General features: G+C 63.7%; 17 protein-coding genes. 10 read left to right on the top strand and 7 right to left on the bottom strand.

The window, feature by feature from the left end; all coding sequences use genetic code 11:
* The first annotated feature begins 137 nt into the window (after positions 1-137).
* Complete coding sequence (gene clpA, locus CSC73_RS02325) at positions 138-2420, top strand: ATP-dependent Clp protease ATP-binding subunit ClpA (protein ID WP_163838854.1); 2283 nt, start codon at positions 138-140, stop codon at positions 2418-2420.
* A 79-nt stretch (positions 2421-2499) separates the two neighbouring features.
* On the opposite strand, the gene CSC73_RS02320 is transcribed toward clpA, so the two are convergent.
* From CSC73_RS02320 to trxB, 6 genes are all read right to left on the bottom strand, one after another.
* Entirely contained in the window at positions 2500-2781 is a 282-nt protein-coding gene (locus CSC73_RS02320; RefSeq protein WP_163838853.1) for a hypothetical protein, read from the bottom strand.
* Positions 2782-3136: 355 nt separating this feature from the next.
* Complete coding sequence (gene infA / locus CSC73_RS02315) at positions 3137-3355, bottom strand: translation initiation factor IF-1 (RefSeq protein WP_079726088.1); 219 nt, start codon at positions 3353-3355, stop codon at positions 3137-3139.
* A gap of 82 nt (positions 3356-3437) precedes the next feature.
* A complete protein-coding gene (aat, locus tag CSC73_RS02310; protein WP_163838852.1) occupies positions 3438-4199 on the bottom strand; it encodes a leucyl/phenylalanyl-tRNA--protein transferase in 762 nt (253 codons plus the stop codon).
* An 80-nt stretch (positions 4200-4279) separates the two neighbouring features.
* Entirely contained in the window at positions 4280-5404 is a 1125-nt protein-coding gene (locus CSC73_RS02305) for a GNAT family N-acetyltransferase (RefSeq protein ID WP_163838851.1), read from the bottom strand.
* Between the two features lie 162 nt (positions 5405-5566).
* On the bottom strand, positions 5567-6004 hold the full coding sequence (locus CSC73_RS02300; protein ID WP_163838850.1) for a GNAT family N-acetyltransferase: 438 nt from the start codon (positions 6002-6004) through the stop codon (positions 5567-5569).
* Positions 6004-6957, bottom strand: a complete 954-nt coding sequence (gene trxB / locus CSC73_RS02295; protein ID WP_163838849.1) for a thioredoxin-disulfide reductase — start codon at positions 6955-6957, stop codon at positions 6004-6006. The genes CSC73_RS02300 and trxB overlap by 1 nt, the downstream gene beginning before the upstream one ends.
* Positions 6958-7339: 382 nt before the next feature.
* Between trxB and CSC73_RS02290 the strand changes: the two genes are divergently transcribed.
* From CSC73_RS02290 to CSC73_RS02270, 5 genes are all read left to right on the top strand, one after another.
* Positions 7340-9706: a DNA translocase FtsK gene (locus CSC73_RS02290; RefSeq protein WP_163838848.1), complete on the top strand. Its 2367-nt coding sequence runs from the start codon at positions 7340-7342 to the stop codon at positions 9704-9706.
* A gap of 181 nt (positions 9707-9887) precedes the next feature.
* Positions 9888-11843 (top strand): DUF3857 domain-containing protein, encoded by a 1956-nt coding sequence (locus CSC73_RS02285; RefSeq protein WP_163838847.1) that lies wholly within the window; start codon positions 9888-9890, stop codon positions 11841-11843.
* A gap of 292 nt (positions 11844-12135) precedes the next feature.
* Complete coding sequence (gene lolA, locus CSC73_RS02280; protein WP_163838846.1) at positions 12136-12774, top strand: outer membrane lipoprotein periplasmic chaperone LolA; 639 nt, start codon at positions 12136-12138, stop codon at positions 12772-12774.
* A 326-nt stretch (positions 12775-13100) separates the two neighbouring features.
* Complete coding sequence (locus CSC73_RS02275; protein WP_211840799.1) at positions 13101-14426, top strand: replication-associated recombination protein A; 1326 nt, start codon at positions 13101-13103, stop codon at positions 14424-14426.
* On the top strand, positions 14423-14821 hold the full coding sequence (locus CSC73_RS02270) for a fluoride efflux transporter FluC (protein ID WP_163838844.1): 399 nt from the start codon (positions 14423-14425) through the stop codon (positions 14819-14821). The genes CSC73_RS02275 and CSC73_RS02270 overlap by 4 nt, the downstream gene beginning before the upstream one ends.
* On the opposite strand, the gene CSC73_RS02265 is transcribed toward CSC73_RS02270, so the two are convergent.
* Complete coding sequence (locus CSC73_RS02265; protein ID WP_163838843.1) at positions 14794-15048, bottom strand: hypothetical protein; 255 nt, start codon at positions 15046-15048, stop codon at positions 14794-14796. The genes CSC73_RS02270 and CSC73_RS02265 overlap by 28 nt on opposite strands.
* A gap of 116 nt (positions 15049-15164) precedes the next feature.
* Here CSC73_RS02265 and CSC73_RS02260 point away from each other — a divergent pair, with 116 nt between their 5' ends.
* The 4 genes from CSC73_RS02260 (at position 15165) to CSC73_RS02245 (ending at position 18353) form a co-directional block, all read left to right on the top strand.
* Positions 15165-16493 (top strand): hypothetical protein, encoded by a 1329-nt coding sequence (locus tag CSC73_RS02260; RefSeq protein ID WP_163838842.1) that lies wholly within the window; start codon positions 15165-15167, stop codon positions 16491-16493.
* A 112-nt stretch (positions 16494-16605) separates the two neighbouring features.
* Positions 16606-17139 (top strand): hypothetical protein, encoded by a 534-nt coding sequence (locus tag CSC73_RS18410; protein WP_163838841.1) that lies wholly within the window; start codon positions 16606-16608, stop codon positions 17137-17139.
* Positions 17136-17837, top strand: a complete 702-nt coding sequence (locus CSC73_RS02250) for a C39 family peptidase (protein WP_163838840.1) — start codon at positions 17136-17138, stop codon at positions 17835-17837. The genes CSC73_RS18410 and CSC73_RS02250 overlap by 4 nt, the downstream gene beginning before the upstream one ends.
* A 162-nt stretch (positions 17838-17999) precedes the next feature.
* The gene (locus tag CSC73_RS02245) at positions 18000-18353 is read left to right on the top strand and encodes a hypothetical protein (RefSeq protein WP_163838839.1); all 354 of its coding nucleotides are present in this window, start codon (positions 18000-18002) and stop codon (positions 18351-18353) included.
* Positions 18354-18373: the final 20 nt, after the last annotated feature.

Below are 18373 nucleotides of genomic sequence, written 5' to 3'. Positions count from 1 at the left end.
GGGATATCGCTTCGCCTTTGGACACTTTGCCCGTCGGCCTTCACTGCTTTCCATATCCTGAACACTGAAACCCGAAAGGGTTGTGGAAATCCGCCGGACAGGCCTCATATTGTGGGGAACAGCAGTCGGAGCAACCCATGTTCAGCAAAGATCTAGAGCAAACCATCGGCCAGTGCTACAAGCGCGCCCGTGAAGCCCGGCATGAATTCATGACCGTGGAACACCTGCTGCTGGCCCTGCTGGACAACGCTTCGGCCCAGGCCGTGCTCAAGGCCTGCGGCGGCGACGCCCCGCGCCTGCGCAACGACCTGGAACAGGCCATCGAGGCCTCCGTATCGCGCCTGGCCGAAGACGACGGACGCGACACCCAGCCCACCCTGGGCTTCCAGCGCGTGCTCCAGCGCGCGGTCTACCACGTGCAGTCCTCGGGCAAGAAGGAGGTCACCGGCGCCAATGTGCTGGTGGCGATTTTCGGCGAAAAAGACTCCCACGCGGTCTATTTCCTGACCCAGCAGGACGTCACCCGCCTGGACGTGGTCAATTACCTGTCGCACGGTATCGCCAAGCAGGGCGAGGAACACGAATCCGGCGGCCACCCCGAGGGCGAGGGCAAGACCGGCGAGGGTGCCGAGGGCGAAGGCAAGGGCGACGCCCTGGCCGAATTCGCCAGCAACCTCAACGAACTGGCGCGCAGCGGCAAGATCGATCCGCTGGTGGGTCGTGCCGACGAGGTCGAGCGCACCATCCAGGTCCTGTGCCGTCGCCGTAAGAACAATCCGCTCTATGTGGGCGAGGCCGGCGTGGGCAAGACCGCCCTGGCCGAGGGTCTGGCCAAGCGCATCGTCGAAGGGCAGGTGCCCGAAGTGCTGCTGGATGCGACCATCTTTTCACTGGACCTGGGCGCGCTGGTCGCGGGCACCAAGTACCGCGGCGACTTCGAAAAGCGCCTGAAGAGCGTGCTCTCGGCCATCAAGAAGCTCCCCGGAGCCATCCTGTTCATCGACGAGATCCACACCATCATCGGCGCCGGCTCGGCCAGCGGCGGCACCATGGACGCCAGCAATCTGATCAAGCCCGCACTGGCTTCGGGCGAGCTGCGCTGCATCGGTTCCACCACCTTCCAGGAATACCGCGGCATCTTCGAAAAAGACCGCGCCCTGGCGCGCCGCTTCCAGAAGATCGACATCGTCGAACCCACCGTTGGCGAAACCTTCGAAATCCTGCAGGGCCTCAAGCCCAAATACGAAGCCCACCACCACGTCACCTATGCCGACGATGCGCTGCAGGCGGCGGTGGACCTGTCGGTCAAGCATATCGGCGACCGTCTGCTGCCCGACAAAGCCATCGACGTCATCGACGAGGCCGGCGCGCGCCAGCAGCTATTGCCCGAAGGCGTGCGCAAGAGCCTGATCGACGTCGAGGAAATCGAGACCATCGTGGCCAAGATGGCGCGCATTCCGGCCAAGCAAGTGTCCTCGTCCGACAAGGACGTGCTGCAGCACCTGGAGCGCAACCTGAAGATGGTGATCTTCGGCCAGGACCCGGCCATCGAGACGCTGTCTTCGGCGATCAAGCTGGCACGCTCGGGCCTGGCCAATCCGGACAAGCCGATCGGCAATTTCCTGTTCGCCGGCCCCACCGGCGTCGGCAAGACCGAGGTGACCAAGCAGCTGGCGCTGCAGCTGGGTATAGAACTGGTGCGCTTCGACATGAGCGAATACATGGAATCGCATTCGGTCAGCCGCCTGATCGGCGCGCCTCCGGGCTACGTCGGTTTCGACCAGGGCGGTCTGCTGACCGAGAAGATCGTCAAGACCCCGCACTGCGTGCTGCTGCTGGACGAAGTGGAGAAGGCGCACCCGGATATCTTCAACATCCTGTTGCAGGTCATGGACCGCGGCATCCTCACCGACACCAACGGTCGCGAAGCCAATTTCAAGAACGTGATCCTGGTGATGACCACCAATGCCGGGGCCACCCAGGCGGCGCGGCGCACCATCGGCTTCACCCAGCAGGACCATTCCACCGATGCGATGGAAGTGATCCGCAAGAGCTTCACTCCCGAATTCCGCAACCGCCTGGACGCGGTGGTGCAATTCCAGGGGTTGGGCTTCGATCATATCCAGCGCGTGGTGGACAAGTTCCTGATCGAGCTGGAAATGCTGCTGCAGGAGAAGCACGTAAGCCTGTCCAGCACGCCGGCCGCGCGCGACTGGCTGGCCAAGCACGGTTTCGACCCGTTGATGGGCGCACGCCCGATGTCCCGCCTGATCCAGGACAAGGTCAAACGTCCGCTGGCCGACGAATTGCTGTTCGGCAAGCTGGTGGGCGGCGGCCGCGTCAGCATCGACGTGAAGGACGACGACCTGGTGGTCGTCGCCCAATCCGAACCGGAGCGGCTGTTGCCTGCGACCGTTTAGGCGACAATCCGGTTATGGATGGAAAAGGCGGCCGATCGGCCGCCTTTTTTTTGTCCGGAACGCCAGATTTATTCGGCCATCATCGATTCTTGCGGGCGTATTGCTGGTATTCGTGCTCGTCCACACGCATCACTTCGCGCACATCGCAGCTGTCGCGCTTGGTCGAAATTTTTGTTGCCTTCGGACACAGGCGATTGGCCTGGCCTTCAGTGCTGATCTTGACGCTTGAGGACAGGGAAATGGCGCTGCAACTGCCGCCGAACCCAAGCCGATAGTAATTGTCGCCGTCTTTGACCAGCAGGTATTGGGAACCGAAACGCGTGGCCTGGTAATCGGCGGGCAGGTCGACGCAATCCGCCAACTTTTCGCTTTCCTGCCGAGCGTGGGCCGTGGTCGCGAAACCCAAAAGGGCCACGAGAATCAATGTCGATTTGAACTTGAACATCTGAGCCTGACCAGGATGACGGCCCGGAAGTGGGCCGAGCTCAGGTTAGGCAAGCTTGAGCCGGCTCGAATCTGCTTGAAGTGTCAGTGACCAACCGCACGTGATAAAGCCAAACTCTGCAAAGTCGGACAGCGGCCGCAATGCCGCAGGAGCGATGTAGGAACGATGTAGGAGCGACGCAAGTCGCGATTGAGGCGCTTTCGAAGGAATGGCCTACGGGAAAAGGTCCGGTCGCGACTTGCGTCGCTCCTACCGCTACGGCCGTACCGGCTTATTTCATGCGGTAGGTGATCCGGCCCTTGGTCAGATCGTAGGGGGTCATTTCGACCTTTACCTTGTCGCCGGTGAGGATGCGGATGTAGTTCTTGCGCATGCGGCCGGAGATGTGGGCGATGATTTCGTGCCCGTTCTCCAGCTTGACCCGGAACATGGTGTTGGGCAGCGTCTCGGTGACGGTGCCTTCGAATTCGATTGAGTCGTCTTTCGACATGTAAACCTGTAGGTGTAGCGAGCGGCGTAAGCCGTAAGAGCGGGGATTCTACGCGCCGGCCGCCGCGCATGCAAAAAATGTGTTAATCGGCGCTGACTTCGGCCAGTGCGGCGGCCTGGACCACGCCGAAGCGCTGGGTCCAATCGCCCGGAGGCTCCGGGATCCCGGCCAGTTGGTCCACCTTGGCCAGGAACCGGGACCGGGGCCAGCTTTCGGCCCCCAGGCGGGACAGGTGCGGATTTTCCACCTGGGCATCGATCAGCGGCCACCCCCAGTCGCGCAAGCGCAGCGCCAGCGTGGCCAGTGCGACCTTGGACCCGCCGGATTCGCCGCTATACATACTTTCGCCGAAGAACATCCGGCCGATCGCCACGCCGTAAATGCCGCCGACCAGGCGCTCCTCGCCCGAATCGTCAACGTCGAAGACCTCGACCGAATGCGCATGTCCCAGCCGGTGCAACTCCAGGTAAGCAGCCTGCATGTCATCGGTGATCCAGGTACCGTCCTGGCCCGGTCGCGGCGTGCTGGCGCAAGCGGCGACCACCTTGGCGAACGCGGTGTCGGCGCGTACCTGCCACGTGCTTCGGCGCAGCTGCCGTCGGAAACGCGAGGACAGCCTGACGCCATCCGTACGGAACACCATGCGCGGATCCGGCGTCCACCACAACACCGGCTGGCCTTCGGAATACCAGGGGAAGATGCCGTGGCGGTAGGCGTTGAGCAGGCGTGCAGGAGAAAGATCTCCGCCGATGGCCAACAGACCATCGGGCTGGCGCAGCGCGGCCTCAGCCGGAGGGAAGGGCGAGGCCGGATCAGGAGCAAGCAAGGCGGGGGGGCGGCTCATCCTTCCATTGTAGGAGCGGGCCCTGCCCGCGACGCTCTATTTTGAGGACCAACATAAAGCGTCGCGGGCAGGGCCCGCTCCTACATGTGGCGGAAAGGCGAATGGGAGGCCAGCGTGGCGGCATAGCGCTGCACCGAGCGGGTTTCCTCGGCGCACCAGTGCTTCAGCGCGTCGGCGAAATCCGCATCGGCGATCCAGTGCCGGCTGCGCACGAAAGTAGGCAGAAAGCCGCGCGCCAGCTTGTGCTCGCCCTGGGCGCCGGGCTCGAAGACCTTCAGTCCTTCGCGCAGGCAGTATTCGATGCCCTGGTAGTAGCAGGTTTCGAAATGCAGCCCGGGCGAGGTTTCGCTGGCGCCCCAATAACGGCCGTACAGCGTGTCGCCGCCGCGCAGGCACATCGCTCCTGCTATCGGGCGGCTTTCGCGCTCGGCCAGAAACAACACCAGGTTGCGAGGCATTGCGCGGGCCAAATGGCGTATGAATTCCAGGGTCAGCGCGGGAGAGTTTCCATAATCGTGGAACGTCAGCAGGTAGAAGGCGAACATGGTCGCCAGATCCTCGTCGCTGGCCTCGTCGCCGTGCACGATGCGGAAATCGATGCCGGCGCGCTGCACCTTGGCGCGTTCCTGGCGGATGTTCTTGCGGTGCTTGTGGTCGAAGGCGGCAAGGAAACCGTCGAAATCCTTCCAGCCCGCTTCGTTGCGCCAGTGGTATTGCACGTCGGTGCGGGCCAGCCAGTCAGGGCCGAACGCGGAATCCTCCTCGTCCGTGTGGAAATTGATGTGGGCCGAGGACAAGCGGCTGTCGCGAGCCTGCGCCATGGCGGCATCAAGAAGGGCTGTCCTGTGCGCCTGCGTGCGCGCCAGCAGGCGCGGCCCGGTGACGGGTGAGTAGGGCACCGCTCCCAGCCATTTAGGGAAATAGTCCCGCCCATGCTGCGCATAGGCGTGCGCCCAGGCATGGTCGAACACGAATTCGCCGTGCGAGTTGGTTTTCAAGTAGCCAGGGGCGGCGGCAACCAGTTCGCTGCCTTCCCACAAGGTGATGTGTTGTGGAATCCAGCCCCAGTCCTCGCGCAGGCAGCCGTGTTGCTCCAGGCCGGAGAGAAAGGCGTGGGAAACGAACGGGTTGCGGCCCTCGTGCAACGAATCCCAACCTTCCGTAGGAATATCCGCAAGATCGCCAACAATGCGCAGGTTCGGCATCAAGCCTTCTTTCCGGCGTCATTCCCGCGAAGGCGGGAACCCAGCGACTTGGCGTTGGGGTTCGCGGGTGCCGAGCAAAAGAGCAAAGTCACTGGGTTCCCGCCTTCGCGGGAATGACGAGTAGGTATTGCGATAAGGCCGCCGACGGCAATACCGACTCGATCATGCCGATTCGTTGGCCGCTCGCCGGTATACGTCCGGATCGTGCTTCTGCATATGCAGCTCCGGCTGGCTCAGTTCGGTAAAGCCAAGACCCCGGTAGAGCTTGTGCATGTCGCGCGTGACCAGGTGCCAGCGGCGCAGGCCCTGCAGGCGGGAATCTTCCATCAGGGCGCGGACGATATCGCGCCCATAGCCCTTGCCGCGCTGCTCCGGCACCACGAATACGTCGGCCAGATAGGCGAACGTGGCCTGATCGGTCACCGCACGCGCGAAAGCCACCTGCGCGCCATCGACAAAACCGCCATAGCAAACGGAGTTGGCCAAGGCGCGTTCCAATGTGGTGCGAGGAATGCCGGCAGCCCAGTAGGAGCCGCAGGCAAGGAAATCGTGGATCAGCGCGACGTCCAGTTCCGCCGGGTCGGTACTGATCCGCAGCATCAAGCGTCCTTGTCCAGATAGCGCTCGGCATCCAGCGCGGCCATGCAGCCGAAGCCAGCGGAGGTAATGGCCTGGCGGTAGACCTGGTCGGCCACATCGCCGGCAGCGAACACGCCCGGCACGGTCGTGGCGGTGGCTTCGCCATCTAGACCCGTGCGGATGGTGATGTAGCCGTTCTTCATCGCCAACTGGCCTTCGAACAGGCTGGTGTTGGGCGTATGGCCGATGGCCACGAACAGCCCGTGCGCGGTGATCTCACGCGTACTGCCGTCCTGCACCGACTTGACCCGCACGCCGGTGACGCCGGCCTCGTTGCCCAGCACTTCGTCCACGGCGTGGTGCCAGACCAGTTCGATCTTGCCGGACTGGACCTTGGCGAACAGCTTGTCCTGCATGATCTTCTCCGCGCGCAGGGTATCGCGGCGGTGCACCAGATAGACCTTGCGGGCGATATTGGACAGGTACAGCGCTTCCTCGACCGCCGTATTGCCGCCGCCGACCACCACCACGTCCTGGTCGCGGTAGAAGAACCCGTCGCAGGTGGCGCAGGCGGAAACGCCGCGGCCCTTGAAGTGCTCTTCCGATTCCAGGCCCAGGTATTTGGCGGTGGCGCCGGTGGCGATGACCAGCGCGTCGGCGGTGTACTCGCCGTTGTCGCCGATCAGCTTGAACGGGCGCTGGGCCAGGTCCACGGTGTGGATGTGGTCGAAGATCACCTCGGTGTCGAAACGTTCGGCATGGGCCTGCATGCGCGTCATCAGGTCCGGACCCATCAGGCCGTGGGCGTCGCCCGGCCAGTTGTCCACTTCGGTGGTGGTCATCAGCTGACCCCCTTGCTGCAGCCCGGTAATCAGGACCGGCTTGAGGTTGGCGCGCGCGGCATAGACGGCGGCGGTCCAACCGGCGGGGCCGGAACCCAGGATCAAGAGACGGCAGTGCTTTGAAGTGCTCATGTATACTCAAAATGAAGGTGGGAAAGGCGATGCGGCTGCGTTTTCGCATCGCTTCGGCAAGCGCATAGAGTGGCGGTGGGGCGAAGGCGAATCAAGGCGCGCGGATGGAATGCGGTGATGCGTATTGGTTCCTGGGAGTCCACGGGACCCGTTCGTGGTGAGTGCTGAGCCTGTCGAAGCATCGAACCATTGCTCTTGGCGGAATACCGATGCGCCTGGAGCCTTTCGCGGAAAGCGTGGTTCGACAGGCTCACCACGAACGGGATCATGGAGATCCTCGGTTACCGGTAATCGCATCACAATGGCGGATTGCTACTGAAATCCCTTCCTGATTCGTTTATTATCAAAGACTAATGCAGCATTCTTAAGGTCTGGTCGATAGGTGGCAAAGCAGCTTCCGGAAACTTCCAAAGCCAAGGGCGCCAATTCGGCCGCCCGCAAGCAGGCGTCGGCGGTCAATCCGCGTCGCCAGCGCCTGTGGCGCGATCTCGCACTCATCGCCATCGCGCCTTTACTGCTGTACTTGCTGGCGAGTCTGTTCACCTACTCGCCCGATGACCCCAGTTGGTCGCAATCCGGCAGTCTGACCGCGCCCATTCATAACCTGGGCGGACGGGTAGGGGCGTGGGTGGCGGACATGCTGCTCTACCTTTGCGGCTATGTGGCTTTCCTGCTGCCGATCATGCTCGGCGTGGTGGCCTGGATCGCGCTGTTCGGCATGGACACCGACGGCGACGGCGAAGCGGACCTGGGGCCGGCGCTGCGTCTTATCGGCATGGTCGGCTTCCTTATTTCGTCCACTGGCCTGTTGTTCATGCGTGGTGTTCCCGCTGCGGATTTCTCTGCGGGCCCCGGCGGCATCCTGGGGCGCCTGGTCGGCGGTTCGCTCAACAGCCTGTTCGGTAGTCTGGGCGGCAATCTGTTCCTGCTGGCCCTGTTCCTGGTCTCGGTGACCCTGGCCACCGGCCTGTCCTGGTTCGCGGTGATGGAGCGCATCGGCAAGGGCGTGATGGCGCTACCGGCGCTATTCCGCCGCGGCACCCACCAGGCGCAGGAATGGCAACAAACCCGCGTGCTGCGCGAGGAGCGCGAGGAAGTGCGCAAAGTCGATGCCGTGCAGCGCGCCCGCCGCGAACCCGTGCACATCGAGCCGCCGCCAGCGCCGGTGATCGAAAAAAGCGACCGCGCCAAGCGCGAACAGCAGATCCCGTTGTTCCACGGTACCGGTGGCGACGACTCCGGCATTCCGCCGCTTTCGCTGCTGGACGATCCCAAGCCGCAGACCCGGGGGTATTCCGAGGAAACCCTGGAAACCCTGTCGCGCCAGATCGAATTCAAGCTCAAGGACTTCCGCATCGACGTGCAGGTGGTCGGCGCCTATCCGGGGCCGGTGATCACGCGTTTCGAGATGGAACCCGCGCCCGGCGTGAAGGTCAGCCAGGTCAATTCGCTGGACAAGGACATCGCCCGCGGCCTCAGCGTGAAATCCGTGCGCGTGGTGGACGTGATTCCCGGCAAGTCGGTGATCGGTCTGGAAATCCCCAATACCAGCCGCGAGATGATCTACCTCAGTGAGCTGCTGCGCTCCAAGGAATACGACAAGTCTCCCAGCCCGCTGACCATCGCCCTGGGCAAGGATATCGCCGGCCGGCCGACCGTGGCCGATCTGGCGCGCATGCCGCACTTGCTGGTCGCTGGCACCACAGGTTCGGGCAAGTCGGTGGCTGTGAACGCCATGGTGCTGAGCCTGCTGTACAAGGCCAGCGCCAAGGACGTGCGCATCCTGATGATCGACCCGAAGATGCTGGAGCTGTCCGTCTACCAGGGCATCCCGCACCTGCTGGCGCCGGTGGTCACCGACATGAAGGAGGCCGCAAACGGCCTGCGCTGGTGCGTGGCGGAAATGGAGCGCCGCTACAAGCTGATGAGCGCGGTGGGCGTGCGCAACCTGGGCGGTTTCAACAAGAAGGTCAAGGATGCCCAGGATGCCGGGCAGCCATTGATGGATCCGCTGTTCAAGCCCAATCCCGATTTGTCCGAAGCGCCGATGCCGTTGGAAACGCTGCCTTTCATCGTCATCTTCATCGACGAATTCGCCGACATGATGATGATCGTCGGCAAGAAGGTGGAAGAACTGATCGCGCGTCTGGCGCAAAAATCGCGCGCAGCCGGCATGCACCTGATCCTGGCCACGCAGCGCCCGTCGGTGGACGTGATCACCGGCCTGATCAAGGCCAATATCCCCACCCGCATCGCTTTCCAGGTCTCCAGCAAGATCGATTCGCGCACCATCCTGGACCAGTCGGGCGCCGAAACGCTGCTGGGCATGGGCGACATGCTTTACCTGCCGCCCGGCACCGCCATGCCCGAGCGCATCCATGGCGCCTTCGTCAGCGACGAAGAAGTGCACCGCGTGGTCGAGCACCTGAAAGCCACCGGCAAGGCCGACTATATCGAAGGCGTGCTGGAGGAAATACAGACCATGGGCGACGGCACCGTGGTCGGAGCCACCGGCCTGCCCGAAGCCGCGGCGGGATCGGGCGACGCCGAAAGCGACCCGCTCTACGACGAAGCGGTGCGCATCGTCACCGAAACGCGCCGGGCCTCCATCTCCGGCGTGCAGCGCCGGCTGAAGATCGGCTACAACCGCGCCGCGCGCCTGGTCGAAGCCATGGAAGCGGCAGGCGTAGTGACTCCGCCCGAACACAACGGCGATCGCAGCGTGCTGGCCCCACCGCCGCGCGATTAGTATTTCGAGTCATGTGCCAACCCGGTCAATCATGGCTCGCTTTCCTTCCTTGTAGAGCCGAGCTTGCTCGGCTGCTCTTGGCATGAGTCGGAAGCAGCCGAGCAAGCCCGGCTCTACAAAAACAAAGCCGGCTGCACCAGCTGTCTTCCTCATACTGCTCATGCTGTGTAATTGGAACCGAATGCAACGAGTCGCCTTACTTCTGCTGGCCGCACTTTTCCCGATCGCCTCGTACGCTCAGGTCCCAGCACAAGCTCGGCAATCAACACCGCAGACGGAACCGCAGCCCGCGCCGGCACAGGAGCCCGTCAACAGCTTCAGCTTCGTCCGCTACCGTGCCGATTACGAAGTGAAGGCCGACGCCACCAGCGTGGAAACCAACGAATACGAAATCCTGATCAAGACCAAGGCCAGCGTGGACAATTTCAGCCAGGTGCGGCTGAGCTACAGCGAGAAGATGGAATCGCTGGAAGTGCTGGCGGCTTACACGCTGACGCCCGACGGCGAGCGCCATGATGTGCCTGCCGACAAGATATACACCCAGGAAAGCTATTCCAGCGCCTCGGCCGCGATGTACGCCGACCGCAAGGTCAAGGTCATCGTATTCCCCAACCTTTCGCCCGGCACGCGCGTGGTCTACCGCTACCGGCAGAGCCAGAACACCCCGTATTTCCCCGGCTATTTCGGCCTGTGGGAAAACCTGAGCCTGTTCACCCAGTACGACGACGCCAAGATCACTCTGAGTGCGCCGAAAAGCCTGCCCATGCATCTGTACACCCGCGACGTGCAGGGCAGCGACCGTCCCAGAGTGGAAGGCGACACCGCGCATTGGTCGTGGACCTACCAGCGCAAGACCCCCATGCAGAACCAGAACTGGACCGCCGCGGGCTGGGAATACGGCCCCACCATCATGGCCAGCACCTATCCAGACTTCTCCGCGATGGGCCGCGCCTACCAGTCCAAAGGCGCCGAGGCGGCCGCGCTCACCCCGGCCGTGCGGTCGCGCGCCGACGAGATCACCAAAGGCATCGGCGACCGCCGCGCGCAAGCGGCCGCGATCTACGAATGGGTCGCCAAGAACATCCGCTACGTCGCCGTCTATCTGGGCAATGGCGGCCTGGAGCCGAATTCGGCCGACAGCATCCTGGCCAACCGTTACGGCGACTGCAAGGATCACACCGTGATCCTGGAAGCGCTGCTGGCCGCCAAAGGCATCGCCAGCACGCCCGTGCTGATCGGCGCGGGCGGCGGCCCGACCTTGCCGCCGGTCGCGGTGCTGGGCCGCTTCAACCACGCGATCAACTATCTGCCGGAATTCGACCTCTATCTGGATTCCACCAGTCCGTACGCGCGTTTCGGACAGCTGCCCGCCAGCGACCTGGGCGCGCCAGTAGTGCACACAGCGGATGGAAAGCTCTCGCGTACGCCCGCCAACGGCCCTGCGGTGAGCGCTTACCGCGCCGACAGTTTCTACACCTTCAGCGCCAATGGCGACGTCAGCGGACACACGCTGCAGGACAGCGGCGCTTCGGGCGAAATCGGCTTGCGCGGCATGTTCTCGCAACTCACCTCGCAGAACCGGGCGCGGGTGGAAGACTCCATCATGTCCGCTTCCGGCTTCAATGGCGTGGGACGCCTGAAACTGAAAGGCGACGTGGACGATCTGGGCAAGCCGTTCGGTTATTCGTTCGAGTTCGACGCCACCGACTACGTCGATTTCAGTGTGGTCGGCGGCATGACGCTGCCGGATCCGCCCGGCGCCGATTCGATGCGCGGCATCTACGCCACCGCTTCCAGCGAAACCAACGCCACGCCGTTCTATTGCAACGACAGTCTGCGGGAAGAAACCTATACGCTGAAATTCCCTGCGACGGTCCCGCTCATCGCCATTCCGCGCAGCAGCCGTTTCAGCAATGCGGCCGGCGAGTACGAAGCCAGCTGGAAGCGGGAGGGGCAGGTGGTGACCGCTACGCATCGCCTCAGCCTCAACGCCATCCATGGGCCCGACAAGCTGTGCCTGCCCGCCGACTATCCCGCCTTCCGCGAGCTCTACCAGTACGTCCGCCGCGGATTCCGCGCGCAGATCGTGTACGGGGATTTGAATACGGCGCAGGTTTCAGAGGAGGCCGTGCGCTAGAGCTGTCCGTCTGGCTTTATTCGGATACCCAAAAACAAGAAGTTCCGTTCATGGTGAGCCTGTCGAACCACGCTCTTGGCGCGGTGCTTCAGGTCCGGCTTACCGCACCCGTGCTGTTGCGCGAAAAGCGTGGTTCGACAGGCTCACCACGAACGGTTTTCCTCCAACCCACTACCAGTTAACAAGCCCACTACTAGTTAAATCGACGCGATTCATCGATGGTCCAGCCAAATCGGTGCGTGTTCAGCTTCAACTCGCGACACTGTCTCCATACCGCTTCCCAGGGATCCTCATGAAACAGCCCCTCCGCACGCTTCCCTTCGGTACCTTTTTTCTCGGCGCCGCGCTGCTGGCAGGCAATGCCTGCGCCGGAGCGCGCGACGACCTGAAATCCTTCACCACGGGCCTCAAGGGCCTGGACGGACAGTTCAGCCAGCAGGTCTACGACGCCAAGGGCAAACTCAAGGAAACCTCCAGCGGCCGCGTGGCCTTGTCCGCGCCGCGCCTGTTCCGCTGGGAATACGCCAAGCCGTACCCGCAGCTCATCGTCGCCGACGGCAAGAAGGTGTGGGTCTATGACCCCGACCTCCAGCAGGTCACCGTGCGCGAACAGGGCAGCGAGGAACAGAACAGCCCGCTGTCGGCGCTGATCGACCCGGCCAAACTGGACCAGCAGTTCAACGTCAAGGAGTCCGGTACCGCCGACGGCCTGCAATGGCTGACCCTGACGCCCAAGAGCGAGGGCGAGGCCAGCTTCCAGTCCGCGCGTCTGGGCTTCGGCAAGGGCGGGCTGAGCCGGATGGAAGTGCTCGATGCCGTCGGCCAGAACACCAAGATCAGCTTCAGCGGTTGGAAGCGCAACCCGGCGTTCGCCGGTACCACTTTCAAGTACACCCCGGCCAAGGGCGTGGACGTGGTCGGCGATATCTGACCGTCTGATCCTTCTCCCCTTGTGGGAGAAGAGCCTGCCCCGTACTTGATACGGGGGCGGGGATGGGGGGTAAACGGAGAAACAATCCATGGCCAATGTGGTCGGCATAGCGGTCGATATCGAATGCGGCGGCTGCATTACTGGGTCAACTCTGCTGTCTTCGCTCGCCCTCTCCCGTCGCGCAAGCGCGTCGACCTCTCCCACGAGGGGAGAGGTGAAGCTCTTCGCATCGCCTGCGACCCCCTGACCGCTAGAATGTCCCGGTGGCGAAGCCGAAGAACAAACTGACCGACGAACCCGACCTGCTCAGCGTGGACCGCACCGCGATGCGTCCGCTGGCCGAGCGCATCCGGCCCCGCACGCTGGATGAAATGGTCGGCCAGCGCCGTTTGCTGGCGCCGGGCAGCGCCCTGCGCCGTGCGGTCGAGTCGGGCCATGTGCATTCGATGATCCTGTGGGGTCCGCCGGGTTGCGGCAAGACCACGCTGGCGCTGCTGCTGGCCAAGTACGCCGATGCCGAATTCAAGGCGATCTCGGCGGTGTTGTCGGGATTGCCCGAAGTACGGCAGGTGCTGGCCGAAGCCGCGCACCGTTTCGCCGAGGGACGGCACACGGTGCTGTTCGTCGACGAAGTGCACCGCTTCAACAAGGCCCAGCAGGATGCGTTCCTGCCGCATATCGAACGCGGCACCATCATCTTCGTAGGCGCGACCACCGAGAACCCTTCTTTCGAGTTGAATTCCGCACTGCTCTCGCGGTGCCGCGTGCACGTCATGGAAGCGGTGTCGCGCGAGGACATCATGGAAGCGATGCGGCATGCCCTGGCCGATGAGGAGCGTGGGCTGGGCGGGCAGGGTATCCAGGTGTCCGAGCAGTCCCTGGGCGAAATCGCCGGCGCGGCCGATGGCGATGTACGCCGCGCGCTCACTCTGCTGGAGATCGCGGCCGAACTCGCGCTCGGCGAGGGCGGCGAGATCACCGAGCAGACCCTGCTGCAGGTGCTCGCCGACCGCACCCGCCGTTTCGACAAAGGCGGCGAACAGTTCTACGACCAGATATCGGCGCTGCACAAATCGGTGCGCAGCTCCAACCCCGATGGCGCTCTGTATTGGCTTACACGCATGCTGGATGGGGGCTGCGATCCCGGATATCTGGCGCGGCGCATGACCCGCATGGCGGTGGAGGATGTGGGCCTGGCCGATCCGCGCGCTTTGCAGATGGCCATCGAAGCCTGGGAAACCTACGACCGCCTGGGCAGTCCCGAAGGCGAACTTGCCTTGGCGCAGTTGGTTATCTACCTGGCCAGTACCGCCAAGTCCAATGCCGGTTACCTTGCTTTCGGCGCCGCCAAGCGCGACGTACGCGAATACGGCACCCAGGATGTGCCCATGCATCTGCGCAATGCGCCGACCAAACTGATGAAGGAGCTGGGTTACGGCACCGGCTACCAGTACGATCACGACGCCGAAGGCGGCATCGCCCTGGACCAGACCGCCTTCCCCGACGCGATGGGCGAGCGCGTGTATTACGAACCGGTGGAGCGGGGCATGGAGATCAAATTGAAAGAAAAGATCGATCGCTTGCGTGCAGCGCGCAGCGAAGCGCGGCGCGGCAACGACAAGCCGCGCGGCGGCAAGAATTCCGGAACATGAGCACGGCTTTGATGCAGGCCGTCGCAGTGGCGGTAGGCGGCGCCGCCGGCGCGCTGTTGCGCCACGGCGTGAATCTGCTGCTGCCCAGGTCCACGCAGCATGCATTCTCCATTTCCACCCTGACGGTGAACGTCGTCGGATGCTTCTTCGCAGGCCTGCTGCTGGTCTGGATACTGCAGCGCAGCGAAACCGATTTCTGGCGTGCGCTGCTGCTGACCGGCCTGATGGGCGGCCTGACTACGTTTTCCGCCTTCGGATTGGACCTGCTGCTATTGGTGCGCGCGGAACGTTGGGCGTTGCTGGGCCTCACCGTTTTCCTGCATGTGGCACTGGGCCTGGCCGCGGTGCTGGCAGGCTGGCGCATAGGTCAATCGACCTGGCCGATGCCCGGATGAGGTTGCGCAATCGGGCCTGTTTCTACGCCTGAAATCGTCTCGAAAACGGGCGGTTGCAATTCACGCCGGGCCTTTTTTGTTAACTCCGAAGCGCATTTTTCCCAGCGCTGTTTTTCAACGCATTCCAGTGGATTTGTCCGGTAGCCGATTTTGGCTGCGTTATTGGCGCGAAATTGTGTAACCGTCGATACAACGCAATCTGGCGGTTTCCCGCCGTCTTCATTCATTAGTTTTTCTTCACACGACGCAAGCGCGGCGATAACAAATCGCATTGTTAATGCGACGAACGTCGCTTGATCGATGCCTCCCCTGGGTATCGGGCCGACGTGTCAGGAGAATGGAGATGAGTACGAAAAAGACCTTGATTGCATCTGCGGTCGCGCTCGGCCTGGGATTGGGCGGCCAGGCGTTTGCCGCGGAAAACACCGAAAACGGCGCTGGCGAAAATCTGCAGGTAGCGATCGACACGATCACTCTTACGGACAACAGCGACAACAGCGATAACAGTGACAATAGCGACAACAGCGACAACAGCGACAACAGCGCCAATGGCGTCGCTTATGCGGACGGCTTCGGCACCGCAGCCGCCAACAACGGCGGAACGGCCACGGCCACCTTCTCGAATTCGTTCAACCACAGCAAGGCCATCGCCACGACCAAGCTCAATGGCTATGTCACCGATGTGCGCGTGCACGATATCGGTAATGTCGCCAACAACTGGGGCGACGCCAATGGCGCCCGCGGCGGTGCCGGCGGCGACGGCTACGGTGGCGAAGGCAACGGCGGCAATGGCTACGGTGGCAATGGCGGCGACGGCGGCGACGGCGGCAGTGGCGGTTTCGGCGGCGATGCCAACAACGGCAGCGCGTCGGCGGGCGATTCCAGCAATGGCAGCGCCTGGATCGGCGACGCAACCGCCGGTGACGGCGGGCGTGGCGGACGTTCCGACCACAACGACAGCGGCCGTGGCGGCGATGGCGATGGCGACGGCGGCGATGCGGGCGCGCTTAGCGCGGCCGGCGGCGGTGACGGTCTTGCCGGCGGCGGCGACGGCGGCGGCTTGAGTGCGGCCGGCGGCGGCGATGGCGACGGCCAGAGCGGACGCGTGCGCGAACGCGGTGCAGGCAGCGCGACCAGCGGCGATGCGACCGGAACCGGCGGCGCCGGCACTTCCGGCGACGGCACCGGCACCGGTGGCACCGCCACGGCCAGTGGCGGCGCGGGCACTTCGGGTGCAGCGACCTCCACCGGCGGCGCGGGCTCCGGCACGGGCGGCAACAGCGGCGACGTGGCCAGCACCGCAGGCAACGGCGGCGATGGCGGTTCGGCCACCAATGGCGATGCCACCAACGGCGGCGCTTCCTCAAGCGCGACCAATGGCGATGCGACTGCCGGCGATGGCGCCGAGGGCGCGGTGGGCGCCGAAGGCGGTGTGGGCGGCGACGGCAACGGCGGCACCGGCAATGGCGGCGTCGGCAACGGAGCGGTCGGTGGAGCAGGCGGAAACGGCGGTTCAGTGGCCAACGATGCAGGCGCCTTCGACATGTCCAACAACATGACCAGCGTCGGCCAATCGGCAGCGGGCGTCATGGTAGCGGCCCAGAACAGCGGCGCAGCCTCGCTGATCCAGCAGGGCATCACCGTGCAGGCCAACCTGACCGTAGGTCCGTAAGCGGTTCGCAACGATGCACCGGTCCGTTACGGCGGCCCGGTGCATCACGCGCACGATCGTGCCGGAACGGACGGCGAGCGCGCGCGGAACGCGTGGAAAAGGAGAAACCACCATGCGCATCAATCGCATCACTTTGTCGCTGGCCTGTGTTCTAGCGACCGGCCCCTGCCTGGCAGGCTCCACCGAAGCGTCTGTACAGGGGCACGACGCCGATGGACTGCCTGCTGCCGGCACTGCGGCCTTCGTGCTTGTCGACGGCGTTGCCGACAGCGACAAGCTCCCCGACAGTCTGCTCCTCGACGGCATGCACTCCGACAGTGTGCTTTTCGGCAAGGAAATCCAACCGGCGGCACCGGTCGCAGTATCGTCCGATGAAGTCGGCAACCCCAGTATCGGCATTCCAGTCGATGCCGGAGAACTGGACCGGTTGCGCGGCGGGGAAAGCACGGTCGACAACGACGTGCTGATAGACGGAACCGTCGAAGGCAATACCGCCGACCATATCGTCAGCGGCGCCAATGTCATCAGCGACGGCTCTTTCGCCAACGGCAACGGCATCAACACGGTGATCCAGAACACCGGCAGCAACGTGCTGATCCAGAATGGAATGGTGGTAAACGTGCAGTTCGTGGCGCCGACGCCATGACCAGAGCCGTATCCCTGATCGTGGGCGTCGGTCTGGCTTTGTCGCTACTGGCATGGGCCATGCCGGTGCGGGCGGGCGGAATCGACGTGCGCGCGCCGTACGGCGGCAGCTACGGCTTGCGCATCACCAGTTTGAAGGAAGCGCGGTTCAGGACCACCGTACCTCAGCGCTACGATTTCAGTTGCGGATCGGCGGCTACGGCCACGCTGCTGAGCTACCAGTACGGCGTGCCGGTGAACGAAGAACAGGTCTTCGTGAGGATGTACACCAACGGCGACCAGGCCAAGATCCGCAAGGAAGGCTTCTCGATGCTGGACATGCGGCGCTATCTGCAGTCGCGGGGTTTCGAGGCCGACGGTTTCGAACTGCCGCTGGACAAGCTGTCCGAAGAGGGCGTGCCGGCGATCGTGCTGTTGAACGATCGCGGCTATCGGCATTTCGTCGTGGTCAAAGGCCTGCGCAACGGCCGCGTATTGCTGGGCGACCCGGCGCGCGGTACCCGCGCGATGTCGCGCGCGCGCTTCGAGGCGTTGTGGGACAACCGCGTGCTGTTCGTGATCCATAACCGGCGCGAGATCGCACGCTTCAATCATCCGCGCGACTGGCGCACCGCGCCGCCGGCCCCGCTGGACATGGGCATCCAGCGCGAAGGGCTGCGCAATATAGCCATGCCGCGCCGTGGACCGGGAGATATCTGAGCCATGAACGCCATAGCCGGTTTCGCTTGCTTGTGCATGTTCGCGACAGGCGCATGCCTGCCGCTTACCGCCAGAGCGGACGGTGCAAGTTCGCCACCGCTTCTTGGCGAAGAATGGGTGCCGGTGGATCCGGCCCGACTAGCCGACATGAGGGGCGGGTTGATGATGCCGTCCGGAATGGTGCTCTCGTTCGGAATCGAACGGCTGGTCTACGTCAACGGGCAACTCGTCGCCAGCGCCAACTTGCAGATTCCAGATCTGGGCCGCATGACCGCCGACCAGGCCAGCGCCCTGGCCGCCATCAACGAGGGCAGAGTGGTGCAGATCGGCGAAGGCAATCGCATCGATCCCGGCGCCGGCGGCAACGCGCTGGTGATCCAGAACACGCTGGACGGCCAGACCATAACCGCGCTGACCACATTGAACGTGGGTGTGGACACGTTGGGCATGCTGCAGGAAATGAACACCTACGGCGCGCTGCACAACGCGCTTATCGCTGCACCAGGATCACCTTGAAACAGGCTACCGGGGACAAC

The organism is Pseudoxanthomonas sacheonensis, from assembly GCF_010093305.1.
Lineage (GTDB): Bacteria > Pseudomonadota > Gammaproteobacteria > Xanthomonadales > Xanthomonadaceae > Pseudoxanthomonas_A > Pseudoxanthomonas_A sacheonensis.
Note: the sequence above shows the minus strand (reverse complement) of the source record. Positions and strands in the feature narration are given on the sequence as shown.

Excerpts from the sequence above, each read along its gene's own strand:
- infA (WP_079726088.1), bottom strand. The coding sequence starts at position 3,355 with ATGTCGAAAGACGACTCAATCGAATTCGAAGGCACCGTCACCGAGACG.
- CSC73_RS02300 (WP_163838850.1), bottom strand. The coding sequence starts at position 6,004 with ATGCTGCGGATCAGTACCGACCCGGCGGAACTGGACGTCGCGCTGATC.
- CSC73_RS02305 (WP_163838851.1), bottom strand. The coding sequence starts at position 5,404 with ATGCCGAACCTGCGCATTGTTGGCGATCTTGCGGATATTCCTACGGAA.
- trxB (WP_163838849.1), bottom strand. The coding sequence starts at position 6,957 with ATGAGCACTTCAAAGCACTGCCGTCTCTTGATCCTGGGTTCCGGCCCC.
- CSC73_RS18410 (WP_163838841.1), top strand. The coding sequence starts at position 16,606 with ATGCGCATCAATCGCATCACTTTGTCGCTGGCCTGTGTTCTAGCGACC.
- CSC73_RS02265 (WP_163838843.1), bottom strand. The coding sequence starts at position 15,048 with ATGAATGAAGACGGCGGGAAACCGCCAGATTGCGTTGTATCGACGGTT.
- lolA (WP_163838846.1), top strand. The coding sequence starts at position 12,136 with ATGAAACAGCCCCTCCGCACGCTTCCCTTCGGTACCTTTTTTCTCGGC.
- CSC73_RS02270 (WP_163838844.1), top strand. The coding sequence starts at position 14,423 with ATGAGCACGGCTTTGATGCAGGCCGTCGCAGTGGCGGTAGGCGGCGCC.
- clpA (WP_163838854.1), top strand. The coding sequence starts at position 138 with ATGTTCAGCAAAGATCTAGAGCAAACCATCGGCCAGTGCTACAAGCGC.
- CSC73_RS02245 (WP_163838839.1), top strand. The coding sequence starts at position 18,000 with ATGATGCCGTCCGGAATGGTGCTCTCGTTCGGAATCGAACGGCTGGTC.
- CSC73_RS02250 (WP_163838840.1), top strand. The coding sequence starts at position 17,136 with ATGACCAGAGCCGTATCCCTGATCGTGGGCGTCGGTCTGGCTTTGTCG.
- CSC73_RS02285 (WP_163838847.1), top strand. The coding sequence starts at position 9,888 with ATGCAACGAGTCGCCTTACTTCTGCTGGCCGCACTTTTCCCGATCGCC.
- aat (WP_163838852.1), bottom strand. The coding sequence starts at position 4,199 with ATGAGCCGCCCCCCCGCCTTGCTTGCTCCTGATCCGGCCTCGCCCTTC.
- CSC73_RS02275 (WP_211840799.1), top strand. The coding sequence starts at position 13,101 with ATGCGTCCGCTGGCCGAGCGCATCCGGCCCCGCACGCTGGATGAAATG.
- CSC73_RS02260 (WP_163838842.1), top strand. The coding sequence starts at position 15,165 with ATGAGTACGAAAAAGACCTTGATTGCATCTGCGGTCGCGCTCGGCCTG.